The 14,852-nt window shown below is 37.1% G+C and carries 15 protein-coding genes; 6 read left to right on the top strand and 9 right to left on the bottom strand.

Translation table 11 applies throughout. The features are described 5' to 3' along the window. Nucleotides 1-61: 61 nt before the first annotated feature. From WC623_RS16375 to WC623_RS16365, 3 genes are all read right to left on the bottom strand, one after another. The gene (locus WC623_RS16375) at nt 62-460 is read right to left on the bottom strand and encodes a hypothetical protein (protein WP_372853020.1); all 399 of its coding nucleotides are present in this window, start codon (nt 458-460) and stop codon (nt 62-64) included. Nucleotides 461-569: 109 nt separating this feature from the next. Continuing rightward, nucleotides 570-782 (bottom strand): heavy-metal-associated domain-containing protein, encoded by a 213-nt coding sequence (locus tag WC623_RS16370; protein ID WP_372853018.1) that lies wholly within the window; start codon nt 780-782, stop codon nt 570-572. A 43-nt stretch (nt 783-825) separates the two neighbouring features. Next, entirely contained in the window at nt 826-3,054 is a 2,229-nt protein-coding gene (locus tag WC623_RS16365) for a heavy metal translocating P-type ATPase (protein WP_372853016.1), read from the bottom strand. Between the two features lie 178 nt (nt 3,055-3,232). On the opposite strand from WC623_RS16365, the gene WC623_RS16360 reads away from it, so the two are divergent. From WC623_RS16360 to WC623_RS16340, 5 genes are all read left to right on the top strand, one after another. Further along, on the top strand, nt 3,233-4,396 hold the full coding sequence (locus tag WC623_RS16360) for an MFS transporter (protein WP_372853014.1): 1,164 nt from the start codon (nt 3,233-3,235) through the stop codon (nt 4,394-4,396). A 253-nt stretch (nt 4,397-4,649) separates the two neighbouring features. Next, nucleotides 4,650-5,264 carry a hypothetical protein gene (locus WC623_RS16355; protein WP_372853012.1) on the top strand — a complete coding sequence of 205 codons (615 nt, stop codon included), beginning with the start codon at nt 4,650-4,652 and terminating at the stop codon, nt 5,262-5,264. A 201-nt stretch (nt 5,265-5,465) separates the two neighbouring features. Continuing rightward, the gene (locus WC623_RS16350) at nt 5,466-6,062 is read left to right on the top strand and encodes a methyltransferase domain-containing protein (RefSeq protein WP_372853010.1); all 597 of its coding nucleotides are present in this window, start codon (nt 5,466-5,468) and stop codon (nt 6,060-6,062) included. Between the two features lie 23 nt (nt 6,063-6,085). Continuing rightward, nucleotides 6,086-6,343 (top strand): hypothetical protein, encoded by a 258-nt coding sequence (locus WC623_RS16345; RefSeq protein WP_372853008.1) that lies wholly within the window; start codon nt 6,086-6,088, stop codon nt 6,341-6,343. A gap of 17 nt (nt 6,344-6,360) precedes the next feature. After that, entirely contained in the window at nt 6,361-7,068 is a 708-nt protein-coding gene (locus WC623_RS16340) for a Crp/Fnr family transcriptional regulator (protein ID WP_372853006.1), read from the top strand. Between the two features lie 12 nt (nt 7,069-7,080). Here WC623_RS16340 and WC623_RS16335 read toward each other — a convergent pair whose 3' ends face one another. After that, the gene (locus WC623_RS16335; protein ID WP_372853004.1) at nt 7,081-7,965 is read right to left on the bottom strand and encodes an NAD(P)H-binding protein; all 885 of its coding nucleotides are present in this window, start codon (nt 7,963-7,965) and stop codon (nt 7,081-7,083) included. 81 nt (nt 7,966-8,046) lie between these two features. Here WC623_RS16335 and WC623_RS16330 point away from each other — a divergent pair, with 81 nt between their 5' ends. Continuing rightward, the gene (locus WC623_RS16330) at nt 8,047-8,406 is read left to right on the top strand and encodes a winged helix-turn-helix transcriptional regulator (RefSeq protein WP_372853002.1); all 360 of its coding nucleotides are present in this window, start codon (nt 8,047-8,049) and stop codon (nt 8,404-8,406) included. 8 nt (nt 8,407-8,414) lie between these two features. Here WC623_RS16330 and WC623_RS16325 read toward each other — a convergent pair whose 3' ends face one another. From WC623_RS16325 to WC623_RS16305, 5 genes are all read right to left on the bottom strand, one after another. Next, the gene (locus WC623_RS16325; RefSeq protein WP_372853000.1) at nt 8,415-9,401 is read right to left on the bottom strand and encodes a hypothetical protein; all 987 of its coding nucleotides are present in this window, start codon (nt 9,399-9,401) and stop codon (nt 8,415-8,417) included. Between the two features lie 171 nt (nt 9,402-9,572). Further along, entirely contained in the window at nt 9,573-10,718 is a 1,146-nt protein-coding gene (locus WC623_RS16320; protein ID WP_372852998.1) for an alpha-hydroxy-acid oxidizing protein, read from the bottom strand. Between the two features lie 29 nt (nt 10,719-10,747). After that, nucleotides 10,748-11,512 carry an SDR family NAD(P)-dependent oxidoreductase gene (locus WC623_RS16315; RefSeq protein WP_372852996.1) on the bottom strand — a complete coding sequence of 255 codons (765 nt, stop codon included), beginning with the start codon at nt 11,510-11,512 and terminating at the stop codon, nt 10,748-10,750. 10 nt (nt 11,513-11,522) lie between these two features. Beyond that, a complete protein-coding gene (locus tag WC623_RS16310; RefSeq protein ID WP_372852994.1) occupies nt 11,523-12,422 on the bottom strand; it encodes an alpha/beta hydrolase in 900 nt (299 codons plus the stop codon). Nucleotides 12,423-12,467: 45 nt separating this feature from the next. Continuing rightward, entirely contained in the window at nt 12,468-14,852 is a 2,385-nt protein-coding gene (locus tag WC623_RS16305) for a family 78 glycoside hydrolase catalytic domain (protein WP_372852992.1), read from the bottom strand.

Genomic DNA, 14,852 nt, shown 5'->3' with positions numbered 1-14,852 from the left:
TGCCCGGGTAAAGCACATACTGCTTTATAATGCACATTAGCGCAAAAAAAGAAAGAGGGTATTATATTCTGTAGGTACAGTTTTTCAGGTAAACAGGAACTCCCTGTCCTTCTGGTGGTGCATTGCTTAATGCTTCCCTTGTAATTTTTACTGGTATAGATACCTTATAATTTATATAAAATTCGGGTAATAGAATTGCAGTAGAAAAGGATTCAAATTTGTAAACGGTTTGACCAGCTTTCTGAGATTTTTCAACCTTAGCTTGCTGTTCTACATCCTCGCAACATGATTTTTTATCAGTGTCTTTTATGGGCATTCCACAGAAATCACAAATCTTATCAGATTGTTTTTCCAATCCCCAGCTCACCAGCTTTCCCATACAATAATGAAAATGCACAGATGCCCCACTGGAAATCCCCAGATAAAAAACGGCAAATATGGTAAGCAATATTCTTTTCATTATTTACAAAGATTAACAAAAGAGCAGAATTATTTTTATATAATTCCGCTCTTTTTTTACATATCGTTTTTTACTTCAAGTTATATAGCCTTATGTTTAAAGTATTTACTTAAACCTCAGAGGCTATGTAACCAGCTTTTTCAATAGTTTTAACAATAGTTTCTGCCGTTAAATCATCACTTGCTTCAACAGTAAGTATCTTTTCCGGATTATCTGTATCTACTGCCCAATTTTCAATTTCAGGTAAATCGTTTAGAAAAGGTGTTACGGCTGCTATACATCCACTGCACTTGATATTTGTTTTGAATTTTAAAGTTTCCATGATATAATTATTAATGATTATTAATTTGATTATTTAGTAAATTCTACATCAGTTTTGCAAATTTCAGCCTCAAACTATTACTTACAACAGATACAGAACTTAGTGCCATTGCCGCACCTGCAATCATTGGGTTCAATAAGAATCCATTGACCGGATATAATAGTCCGGCAGCAATTGGTATGCCGATTAAATTGTAAATAAATGCCCAGAACAAATTCTGACGTATTGTTTTGACTGTAAGCTTTGATAAACGCAATGCTTTTGGTACTTGTTTTAAGTCTGACGACACCAATGTCATTTTAGCTACATCAATCGCAATATCAGAGCCCTTACCCATCGCAATAGAAACATCTGCCTGTGCTAAGGCCTGGCTGTCATTTATACCATCACCAATCATAGCTACAACTTTCCCCTGAGCTTGTAACTTTTTCACAAAGTCTGATTTATCTGATGGTAAGACTTCTGCCTGGTAATGATCAATACCTACCTGTCCAGCTACCGAGGCAGCAGTTTGCTGATTATCACCAGTAAGCATATAAACATCAATTCCTTCAGCTTTTAACGCGGCGACAGCCTTAGCCGAACCTGCCTTAATCTGATCCGCAATAGACACAATGGCTAGTACCTGTGAAGCATTGGTAAAGAAAATTACAGTTTGTGCTTGTTGCTGTAATGCAGTAACCCTTTCCTGCAAAGCAGCATCAACCAGAACATTTTGTTCAGCAAGGATTTTATGACTTCCTGCCCAGTACCTATCTCCTTCAAATACAGCCATCACTCCTTTACCAGTCAAACTTTCGAAACCACTTACTGAGGCTCCTTTTGCCCCATCGCTTTTTAGCTTACTTACAATTGCTTCTGCTAATGGGTGTTCAGAAGATTGCTCAAGAGCCACTAATATTTCTTTTAATAGTGATTTATCTTTAGGTAATTCAGTTGCCCATTCTATATGGGTTACTTCAGGTTTTCCCTCAGTAATTGTTCCAGTTTTATCCAGGATTACTGCATTCACTTTATGTCCAAGCTCTAAAGCTTCGGCATCTTTAATAAGGATACCATTTTCTGCACCTTTGCCTATACCTACCATAATGGCCGTTGGCGTTGCCAGGCCTAACGCACAAGGACAGGCAATCACCAATACGGTAACCATAGCAAGTAAACCTTGCGTAAATGCATGCTCACCACCAAATAGCAACCAGGCACCTAAACTGATGATAGCAATTAAGATAACTATGGGTACAAATATGCCAGCAACTTTATCCACTAGTTTCTGTACCGGAGCTTTAGAGCCCTGAGCATCCTGTACTAGCTTTATAATCTGAGCTAGCATGGTTTCACCCCCTACCTTCTCTGCTTTAAATTTAAAACTACCTTTCTGGTTAATTGTTCCTGCAAATACTTTATCTCCCCCTTTCTTTGCTACCGCTACAGGTTCCCCGGTAATCATACTCTCGTCTACAAATGAAGTCCCCTCATAAACTACTCCATCCACAGGGATTTTCTCTCCAGACCTCACCAAAATCTGATCAGCGATCTGTACGTCAGCAACGGCTATCTCTTTTTCACCATTTTCGGTGACTATAATTACAGTTTTCGGTTGTAAACCAACCAGTTTTTTAATGGCGGAAGAAGTATTGGATTTTGCTCTTTCTTCTAGCAATTTGCCCAGCATAATAAAAACAATAATTACTGCTGCCGCTTCGAAATAGACGTGTGGTTCAAGTCCTTTATTGTACCAAAACTCCGGATAAAAAGTATTGAAAACACTAAATATATAAGCGATACCTGTACTTAAAGCAACCAGAGTATCCATATTGGCTTTACCATGTTTGGCTTGCTTCCAGGCATTGATAAAAAACACACGACCGAAGAAAAACAAGACAGGAGTAGTTAAAGCAAGCATATAATAGTTGCCATTAGGCATATGCATAAAGAACATTCCAATAATTACTACCGGAAGGGTCAGTATTGCAGACCAGATCAACCGTTTTTTTAAAGCCTCATAATTATTTCTTTGAGTTTCTTCCTGAAGTTCTTTGGCTCCCTCCTGTTCAAGAATCAGATCATAGCCAATAGACTGCACAGCTTTTTGAAAAGCGTCTGGCTGTATTTCATTTGGGTGATAAGTTACGTTTACTGATTGAGTGGCATAGTTAACCTCTGCTTTATCAACACCCGGCTGTGCTCCTATAATAGATTCAACACTAACTGCACATGATGCACAAGTCATACCCAGAACTGGCATTGATATCGTTTCTATATTATTGTTCATAATTATCTTTATTTTACTATAACAAAGATAGGTAGCTATGCTCCCCTTTGTTTTACAGGATTCTGTGAATAGTTTATAGAATTCTGCTGCAATCACTCCATTCAACAAAAATCGCAACAATTTGCATAAAAATTGCAATAAATTGCATATTTTTGCAACAAATCAGAATTAAAGACCAATGCTATTACAAACAATTAAAGCAAGGAAAGCTACAAAAGCTATTTTTTTAGTATGCGGACTGGGAATTTCCAGTTGGGCACCGATGGTTCCTTATGCAAAAGATCGTTTAAGTCTTAATAATGCTGACCTGGGCCTTTTACTTTTATTACTTGGTGCAGGAGCTATTGCTATGATGCCTGTTAGTGGAATACTTGCCCATCGTTATGGAACTCGCATTGTAATCAGATACTCGGCAATAATAATGGCACTTACGCTTCCCTTACTTTTATTAATCAGTTCTCCGATTTGGATGGGATTAGCACTGTTTATATTTGGAGGCGCTGTTGGTACTGTAGATGTAGCCATGAACGCACATGGCGTTCAGGTACAAAACAGCTCAGAAAAGCCAATTATGTCATCGCTTCATGGCCTATTTAGTGTTGGCGGTTTATTTGGAGCATTAGGACTTGGCTTTCTAATGAAATTAGGATTGAGTCCAATTGCCGCAGCGATAAGTATCGCTATTTTATTAATTGCTATTGTTTCCTGGAACTATCAGTTTCTTTTTGATGTTCATACCGAAAAGGAACTCATCAGAAAATTTTCTAATGAAACAGAACAAGTTAAACTGAAAGGAATTTCCTGGCTAAAAGGCAGCATCATCTTTTTGGGTTTGATGTGTTTCTCTGTTTTTCTATCTGAAGGAGCTATGTTAGATTGGAGTGCTGTTTTTCTCGATGAAAACAAAGGTATTAATCCAGAAATGGCTGGTATAGGATATGCAGCTTTCTCTATCGCTATGGCAACAATGCGCTTACTGGGTGATAAAATTGTATCCCATTTAAACGAAAAAACAGTAGTCGTCGGTGGTTCTATCGTTGCTGCTTCAGGTATTTTTCTAGCCATTCTCACTCCCTGGATAGCAACATCGCTTTTTGGTTTTGTACTTCTTGGAATTGGAGCAGCCAACATTGTTCCTGTTTTCTTTAGTGAGGGTGGACGAATTAAAAACGTTCCGGCAACAATAGCAATACCAGCAATCAGTACAATGGGGTATGCTGGTCAACTGGCAGGTCCTGCATTACTTGGTTTTATAGCCTATCAATTTTCTCTAAATATTGCTTTTGCTTTTATAGGTGCATTAATGCTAATAGTTGCTATTACATATGGTTTAAGAAAATAAGCCCTCCGTATGCATAATTATTTGAAAGCATTTTATCAGGGTTAATATTTGATTAATCATTACTACAGGATTACTTAAGCACTACTAGGGCCTTTCTAGGTCAATTAGCCCTAGAAAGGCCCTAGTAACCCCCTAGTAAGGCCGGAGTAAAGCCATAGTAATATTTAGAGCAAAATAAATGTATTCTTAACATATTACTATCCTCAGGTATAATATATATTCATTATTTTCGAGCAAACTTAAATCATAAGTCATGCTTAAAAAAACAATGATTGCAGGTATAGCATTATTCATGCTTTCTTGCGGAAACTCGAACAAGGAAGAGCAAAATTCGGAAACCAGCGGTGTACTAGATAAAGTCAGCAATCTCAGTAAAATTGCCAGCTCTGCAAATAAAGTTGAGGAGATAACCAACAAATTAAAAGGACTTACACCTTTAACCAACGATGAACTGAAAGCAGTTGTCCCAGAAACACTAAATGGATTAAAAAGAAAAAGTTATAATGCAGGAGGCTTATCTGCTGTTGGGGGCTTAAGTTCTATTGAAGCAGAATATGGCGATGATATTAAATCAATTAAAGTTGGGATCATGGATGGTGCGGGAGAGACCGGAAGTGCTATGGTTTCTTTATTAGCCTTATCATTAAGTATGAATACCGAATCGGAAAATGCTGATACTAAGACTAAGACTACTGAAATCAACGGAATCCGTACTTTAACAGAAGACACCAAACGTGATGAATCTGTTAGTTCATCTATTAAGTATCTTTACAAAGACAGGTATTCTATAAGTTTGGATGGCAACGGATATAGTTTAAGCGAATTAGAATCCTTTATGAAAGAACTAAATACCAGCGCTTTAAAATAACATGGACAAGGCTGGCGTTCATTAGCACCCCATTTGGATGCCAGACTTCTTACACATTACATCATCCAAAATCGTGTTTAAATAGTGTAAAAACTGATAAATATCAGCTTTTGAGCTGACACTATACCATACCTCAATACAGAAAAAAGTATAACTTTGTCCCTGAATAATAACTTGTAAAATCAGGTCAGTATTGAAATCATGAATATAGATTCTTTAGGCTCTCTAAGCTATCAGAACGATGATTCATTTGATGAGCTTTTTTCTCCGAGGATAAGAAAATTATCCAAAGTGCATTGGTCTCCTCTTTCTGTGGTTAAGAGAGCAGCAAGCTTTCTTGCACCAAATCCTGGCTGCAAAGTCATAGACATAGGTAGCGGTGTTGGTAAATTCTGCCTGGCTGCTGCACATTACTGCCCTGATTCAGAATTTCATGGCATTGAGCAACGTATGAACCTACATACAACTGCGGAGTACTCAAAAGAAATATCTGGCCTTAACAATGTTCATTTTATTTATGGAGATTTTACAGAATTAAACCTGAATGCTTATACAGGTATTTACTTCTATAACTCCTTTGCTGAAAATCTGTATTCTTTCGGCAAGATTGATAATACAATCCAACATTCGGCCAGCCTTTATAATTATTATGCAAATTATCTGTATAAAATACTGGAAGAAAAATCTGCTGGGACAAGACTGACCACTTATCATGTAAGTGAAAATGAAATCCCAATCTGCTACAATCTTGAAGATACAGATTTTGACCAGCAACTTAAAATGTGGATTAAACGATAAAACAATTTTTTAATAGAAATACCATGACCTTAGACAAGCATGTTTCCGCTATCCTTGAAAAAATTAGCGAAATGAAAAATTACGAACAAGTAGAAACTGCAATTTCAAATTGGGCAGATCCGATGACTGATTCTGAATTCTCACAAAATGAGCGGATTAAAGCCCTGGAAGATAAACTTGAGGACTTATCACCTCTTTCTGTAAATAGTACCCAGTGGAGTTGTATGCGCTATGCGCTTATATGCCTTCGCTCAGTAGCAAAAGAAGAATCTGTGCTTTAATAGTACATATATACCCGATGAGCTTATCTGATATTTTCCCGATTGATCAATGGAACTTTAATACACAATCCATCCTCAATGCCCTTTCTGAAGATGACTATACCTTTTTAATCAGTAAACAGGGGGTGCAAAAATATCAAAAAGGAGAAGTCATTTTCAAAGAGGGAATGGTCCCATCGGGTATATACTTTATCCATAAGGGTAAAATAAAAAAATACAAAATCGGCCTGGCGGGTAAAGAACAAATCATATATGTAGCCAATAAGAATGAACTTATTGGCTATCATGCGGTTTTGTCTCAGGAACGTTATCCTGATTCTGCCGCTACTTTAGAAGAAAGTGTGCTCACATTTATCCCAAAAGAAGATTTCTTAAGCATTTTACACCAATCCCCAGCCTTTGCTAACCGCCTTTTAAAGGCCCTCAGTCATGAGTATAGTGTACTTGCAAACAGCATATCAATATTCTCACAAGGAACCGCAGCAGAAAGACTAGCCATAGCCTTGATCCTCATCCGTGAGAAATCAAAGATTGAAACTCCTGAAGGAGAAGAAACAATAATTAATATCTCTCGTAGTGACCTCGCAAATATGGCTGGTCTTGCAAAAGAAAATGTCATCCGTCTATTAAAGGAATTCAAATCTGAAGAAATTATAAGAACTGAAGGGCGAAAAATTTGGGTAAAAGATATCGCGAAATTAGTAAGCAGATCTAACTATAAATAATACTATAGCTTATTATGCTTGATATACTTGTGCAAACTCCTTTGCAAAATCCTCTAACTTTGTTTTTCCGAAGGATGATGGCTTATTATTAAAATAGTGTTCGTATAATTTTCTACTTCTCATTGCATCACCCATTTCCACATAACTTTTAGCCATTGGTTCAGGTAGACCAGCCTGCATCATACCCTGTAAAGCATCTTCATCACTAAACTCTACCCATGGAAGTTCAGGTTTATCAATAGCAGCCCCCAATACACTAGCCACATTTCTTCCAGTACTTTCATCGCTTACAATATAGCGTATACTCTTACCTGTAAATGTTTGCTGTAATTCTTCTGCTGCTACAGCTGCAATGTCATTTGGATGTACCAATACTAAAGGAGTATCAGCTCCATAATTTGAGCCTAAAATACCTGCATGTTTAACCATATCAACATTTCCTAAGAAATTAACATAGAAATATGCCGGGCGAAGATTCTTAACTGCTACACCTTCAATCTTACTATAGATTTGTTCCACATCATGCAAACCTGCAATTGGTCCTGTACCTCCATCTAAATCCGCTCCGATACTACTTAAATTGACTACCTGCTTAACACCGGCAGCTTCAATAGCTTCTGCATATTTTTTACCAACATTTGAAATAAATCCTCTGATATCCGATGCACCAAAATTTGGTGGAACCATCGTATAGATGGCATCTTTACCTGAAAAAGCTTTAGTTAAAAAAGCTACATCTTCAACTGAGCCAATTGCAGCGGTGGCTCCCAGCTCTTCGATTGTTTTTTTCTTAGCTTCATTGCTGCTAATGATAGTCACCTGATGACCGGCTGCTATTAAAATCTCAGCTAATGGTTTACTAATATTTCCGAGTGATCCTGTTATTGTAAAATTCATGATTATATATTTTAAGTTATTGAATACAAAGGTATATTTGTACTTACTTTTAAACAAGTACTTACCCCAAAGTATGTGCCAATGACAGCGATTAAAGAAAACTCTACCCGTAATTTTAATAAGAAAAATTCTGCCACTTTTTGTCCTATCACCTATGTAATGAACAAGATTGGCGGACATTGGAAGCCCATTATTTTATATCAGCTTGCAATTGGCCCAAAGCGTTATAGCGAATTAAAGCGTTCAATACCTAATATCACAGAAAAAATGCTAATCCAGCATCTAAAACAACTGCAGGAAGACGACCTTGTGCTTAGAACTGCAGAACCCGTTGTCCCTCCTTTTGTTACTTATTCACTAACACCTGCAGGCGCTAAGCTACAGCCTGTTCTGAATGCAATGGCAGTATGGGGACTGGATGATATGGAAATAAGGAAGTGATTCTCCTATCAGATATCACTATGATCTCCCAATTCAAGAGATAGCGTCGTTAAATCTTGCTTTATCATTTTGACATAAGATTCGATCTGGTCGTACATTTTAGCACGATTATAGAGATCATCGGTACCATAAACACCTTTATCCTGAAGATACTGTAATTTAAACTTATTCATCTCTTCTATATTATCAACCGACACCTGATTAAAACCTTTCCACCTTTCAATTATTTTTTCTCTTAATGAAAGTTCATTAGGTTTAGACGGATTTTTATAAGTTATGTAGTACCAAACTGAAGGGGGAAAAATAGCAGAGGTATCTTGCCCATACCATATATCTTTTAAAGCATTACGAGGGTGTTGTAATTCCGTCATTTTGCTATTCTTTAAAATAAGAACACCCAATATAGCTTCTGCTATACCAGTCCCTATGCCTACATAGTCCCCACTGTGGCCAGCATTATCATTTGATGATAAGAATCCTGAAGCTACCCCACCAATTGCGCCAATTCCAATAGCTGCAACAGTGAGACGTGTTTCCCGTTGCTTTTCCTTTCCCTTTAAAAAATCTGCTACTTGCGTAATTCGTTCCTCTTCACAATCCAACTCTGATGCAAAGGAAGAGATTTCCAATGAAGCGAGGTTAATGCGCTCTGAAAGCTTCATTGCCATTTCAATTTTCCTTAATCTGTTTTCTATAACAGGCGATACTTGATAGTCCTCCTTAGCTTTCGCAAACTTTTGCAAGAGGTCAAGAAAACCAAAAGCATTGGCAATGTTCAAACTGGCAAAACCAAAATGATTTATAAGGGCGGTATCAATCTTCAGTTCATGAATAGGACGAGGCTTCTGTCTTCCCGCATCCAATGTCCTCTGCTGGTGGCAACTGATCAGTCCGGCATACTCACTTATCTGCACTTTTTTGCTTAATGAGCAGGAACTGCATAAGAATGCCACAATAACAAGATGAGCGAGTGGGCTTCTAACAAATTTCATCATTACCAGATTGATATTAACAACAGCTATTATAAAAGATTATTTACGGTTGGTAATAAAGATATGGTTTTCACTACTATATTCATTTCCTACTAATCGGATTTCAATAAATATTCTCTATTTTTTTTCGCTTCCTTAGGTAAGAACTGAGCATGATTAAAATAATCCTATATTCTAAGAAATCAAATGTTTGGGAAACTCATTTATATTCGGACAACAAATTTGTTCCATTACTTGTGTTAATTGTCGTTTTAGAATAGCCATAGCATGTTGTCCGCCTTCGTCTCCCAAAGCCGCTGTGCTGTACATGAATGTTCGACCTAAAAAAGTGAAATCTGCCCCTACAGCAAGAGCTCTTGCAATGTCTGCACCAGATCTAATACCGCTATCCATCATAACCGCTAATTTATTCTTGAACAATAAAAGGTCCGACAGTGATTTTACAGAAGATTCCGCAGAATCCAATTGTCTACCACCATGATTTGATACGATAATGCCATCTAATCCTAAATCAACTGCTAACTGAGCATCTTCGCTACTAGTAATCCCTTTAATTATCAGTTTCCCTTTCCATTGTTCTCTAATAGCAGCAATACGCTCTCTATTTAAACGTCCCGAAAATGTTCTATCCATAAATGCTCCAAGCTGTTTCATATCCATTCGATTGGGCAGATAAGGTTTCATTGTCGCAAATGAGGGTGTACCGTGAATTAAGGTATTTATTGCCCAACTGGGTCTACTAATTACTTGAAGCATATTCTTAAGCGTCATTCGCGGTGGCATTGCCAATCCATTGCGAATATCTCGTGGCCTAAATCCAAATGTTGGTACGTCGGCCAAAACTACCAAAACGTCACATTCCACATCTTTTAATCGGCCTAGGATACTATCTCTTAGTTTTTCTTCTGCCGGATGGTAAAGCTGATACCAGAAATCACCATCAGTAATTTTAGCTATATCTTCTATAGCAGATGTTGTTACAGTACTGAGTATAAAAGGCACATTATGCTCCTTGGCGGCATTTGCCAATATACTTGGAGAATTAGGCCAAATTAACCCTTGCAAACCTACAGGAGCTATGCCAAAAGGTGCCGCATAGGTTTTACCAAATAAGGTTTTACTTGTATCTACTCCAGCATAACTTCCCAAATAAAAGGGCTTTAGCCGCACATCTCTTAATTCAGTAGTATTACGATGTAAATTTACATCTTCATTACAGCCACCATCTAAATATTCAAAGGCAAAGCCAGGAATTCTGCTTTTCGCTTTGTTACGTAAATCATCTATGCCAGGATAAGCTTGGTTATAATTTAAGTTCATAATAGTTTTCTAATTCTGATGATGTATTTTTAGTTGTTTAAAGTAGTAAATCCACCATCCATAGGATAGTCGCAACCGGTCACAAAAGCAGCCTCCTCGCTACAGAGATAAAGAGCTAATGTGGCAATCTCTATCGGCAAGCCCATTCGGCCAATTGGTTGGATTTTTGACAGTTTCTCAAACATTTCTTCGACATTATTTGGATAGTTTTTCTGTAAAAAACCATCCACAAATGGCGTATGTACACGGGCTGGAGAAATAGAATTACAACGAATTCGATCCGATAAATAGTCTTTTGCAACACTCATTGTCATTGCTTTCACAGCACCTTTAGCTGTACTGTAAGCAAACCTATCGGGAATACCCACAAGAGCTGCAATAGATGCCATATTTAAAATAACACCACCTCCACTTACTTTCATTTTAGGAATTGCAGCAGACAAGCAATTGTAAACTCCTTTTACATTTACATTCATGACTCTGTCAAAATCTATTTCCTCAGTTGTATCAGCTTTACCTATATGCGCTATCCCCGCGTTGTTAACTAATATATTTAAAGTTTCAATTTTATTAAATACACTTATCACTTGTTGCTGGTCCGCAACATTACAAGCATGAACTGTAGCATGACCACCTAGTTCTTTAATCTCGTCTCTAGCTTGTTGCCCTGCATCTTGGCTAATTTCAATTATATGTACCTCAGCACCTTGTTTAGCAAACAATTGTGCTATAGCCTTACCAATACCACTTCCTCCTCCGGTAATAACCGCAGTTTTATTCTCTAATGATAACATTTGATCGTTTTTAGAATCTATTTTTTAACCAATTTACACAAGCTATAAACCAATCATCAAATGATGGTTCTTTTAAATAACCGTGCCCACCTTTATCATAAACTTCTTCCCCAGTATAGATGCCATTCACTTTTAATGCTTCAATAAAATGAATACTATTTTCTGGCAACACTACACTATCATCTTTTGCATACGTGATAAATGCTGATGGTGTATGCTTATTTACATACTTTTCGTTTGAGAAATATTCAATTTGTTTTTTTGTAGGTTCTTCTCCCAACAGATTTTTTCTGGAACCTTTATGCACAATACTGTCCTGAAAACTAATTACGGGGTATATCAATAACATAAAGTCAGGGCGTAGTTTTGTGCGTTTCTTGTTTTCTATCAATGAGTCATTATAGTGTGTTGCAAGCGTTGCCGCAAGATGCCCTCCAGCTGAAAACCCCATAACACCAATCTTATTTTTATTAATTTTCCATCCTTTGGCATTCTGTCTTACAATTTTCATCGCCTGCATTACATCCTGCAATGGAGCCATTGATTTTTCCTTCATTATTCTATCGTTTGGCAGCCGATACTTCAGAACAAAAGCAGTGATTCCTAATTTGTTAAAAGCCTTTGCTACTTCATTTCCCTCTCTTTCCATGAGCAATACACTATATCCTCCACCCGGACAAATAATAACAGCCATTCCATTTGGATTTTGTGGCAAGTGTAAAGTTAACGTTGGTACCGAAACTTGGGAAACCAGTTTGCCAACTCCTTTCTCTATCCTTTCTTTTTCAATGTAATTAGTATCTGGAATCGAACCAGGAATCTCATCTTGATACAAAGGAATTACGTTTTGTCCTCGGACCACAAGAGATAAACACATAATGATCAGAAAAACTGTTATATTCTTTCTCATTCCAATTAGTATTAGAGCTTTACCACTTCAATAATGGAATATTTATTACAAATTAATTTTTTGAGTACCAGGCTTAATAACAAGTTCTTTATCTTGCCATATAAATTTTCCTGTTAGTCCTTCTGGAAGATGTACTTCTCCGGAAATACCTTTCGAACCTGATTTTCTTTTTAAATAGACTTTTATTTTACCCAGAGGATGTGGCATCTCTCCTCTTACTTCTTTCAGATCTCCAAATGCCGGTTTTATCATCACACTTTTAAATCCCGGTTCTGCGGGCACAATTCCACATATAGTCGCCAAAAATTCATAATTTGGTGTAGAAGCCCATGCATGTGAATCAGAACGTGTCGGTTCAGGAGTCTCGGCAAAAGTAGTTAGGCCCATACTCAGCATCTTTCTCCATGGTTCAAGCTGACTATAATACAAATCTGCTATTCCTACTTTGTTCATGGCTCTGGTAAGATAAAAGCGATAGTAGAATGAAGCCTGCGAAATTGTAGTATCCTGAATTGTTTTTATTAATACATCCCGGGCTTCTTTACCTTTTACAGCCCCGCTTATTACAGCCATGATATTTGCATGCTGGCTATAGGTTTTCTGACTTGGCGCATCAGCCATTAATCCTCTGTTATTGTTAAAACTTAGCTTATAAGTTTCAGCGTTTAAATCATAAGCAAGTTTTTGATAATGTTCTGCTTCTGAATTTTTATTAAAATATTTCAAAAGAGCTGCTGCTTGCTGCAAAGTATAGGCATAATGTAAAGTCCTTATTGCAGTATTTGCTTCGCTTCCTCCTCTTGAATTGACTAATCCTGGAACCCAATCGATAAAATTCCACCAAGGCATTGCACCCAAAATTTTGGTTTCTTCATTGATATTTTTTTCATGCCAGTCCAGTACATCCCTAATAGAAGAGATAAACTGTTTTACAAATTCATCATCCGACCGATGCATCCAATAGTCGTGTATCATAGAGACCCAGAAAAGGGAAAAAGTAGGAATTACTTGTAACCTATTACTTGGATACCGCCCCTGGGGCATTCCTTCTGGTGTTTTAGAATGATAAAAATCAAGTATTGCTTTTCTCATTAATCTATCATCACCACTCATATAAAGTGTAACGAGTGCCTGTAAACGCGTATCTCCTGGATATTGAAGTTGCTCGTAATATGGCGTATCAAAAAAAGTCTCTCCTGCACAAATTAACTGCGTTCTCCATGCTACATCCCAAATATTTTGCAAAGATTTATCACTGCTGGTAAAACTAGCTTCCATTTTAAAGGGATAGCCTGTCTTCATGCCATAAAAATCATTTATAAGTAAAGGTTCTTCCTTAGTCTGAATATCTATCTGCAAATAGCGGTAGGTTTTAAACCACAATGGTCTGAATTTTCTGTTATCTCCGCCATCAGTAAGAAAAATATCATCATTACCAACAATCTCTTTTCCTTCTATAATATTTCTATTCCCTTTTACAAAGTCTTTATCGTATAAAGCTTCGGCATAAGTTAATTTAATTTCAGCTCCCTTGCCTTTACTTACCCATAGTTCCGGGTAGGCAACAGTATTATAAGTCTGATCCAACAAGATGCTAACTTTTTTGTTAGCAGGAATACGAAGAGGCTGAGTTCCTTTTAAAAAATCGCTCCTGATTCCTGTAATATTTGTACGTCGTATTTCAGGAATGCGTTGCAGAGTTTCTTTAAATAAAGGAATATTTCTTGGGACCAGAGTCCATAAATTATCTGTACCATAACCTGTAGGAACCGGATTGCCAATAATTTTCGGTGAAAGCCATTTTTGATCATCAAATTCATTTCGCTCCCATCCCCAAGGATATAATTCGCCGTTAACCTGGTCTCCGGGACCAACAACCATATAATTTCTTACCCTTTTGGAATTATCTATAGAACATGGTTTATAAGATTTGTTATGAAAAACTTTCCACGTTTTGTTTGTATTAACGATTTGTTCTTTTTGAGTATTGCCCTGTAAAACAAATGCTGTTTGATTGCTTATTTGTGCTACTGGTGCATATTCTCCCATATTCCAGACTACCGTAGCTATTACATTTTCTCCTTTATGTAAAAAGGGGGCTATATCTACACTCTCGAAATACCAGTGATATAAGTCTCCTCTTGCAGGACCATTTATTACTGCTTTTCCATTTACAAATAGTTCGTAACGATTATCTCCTGTTAGATGTACCACAAACTTATCGGGTTTTTCTGATAGGCTAAACCCTTTTCTAAAATGATATACTCCGTATTCTTTTTGGGGTACATTAGGACAGGTTATCCATTGAGCATTCCATTGTCCTTTTAGTAATTTCGGGTCAATAGATACATTTTGCCCATAAGAATAGGCCGACATCATAACGGCATAAATAAACAATATACGTAGTAGCATAAAATTATTCTTTCTCAA

Source organism: Pedobacter sp., assembly GCF_041645105.1.
In the GTDB taxonomy this organism is placed as follows: domain Bacteria; phylum Bacteroidota; class Bacteroidia; order Sphingobacteriales; family Sphingobacteriaceae; genus Pedobacter.
The sequence above is the reverse complement of the archived record's forward strand: the minus strand, read 5'-3'. Positions and strand labels throughout refer to the sequence as shown.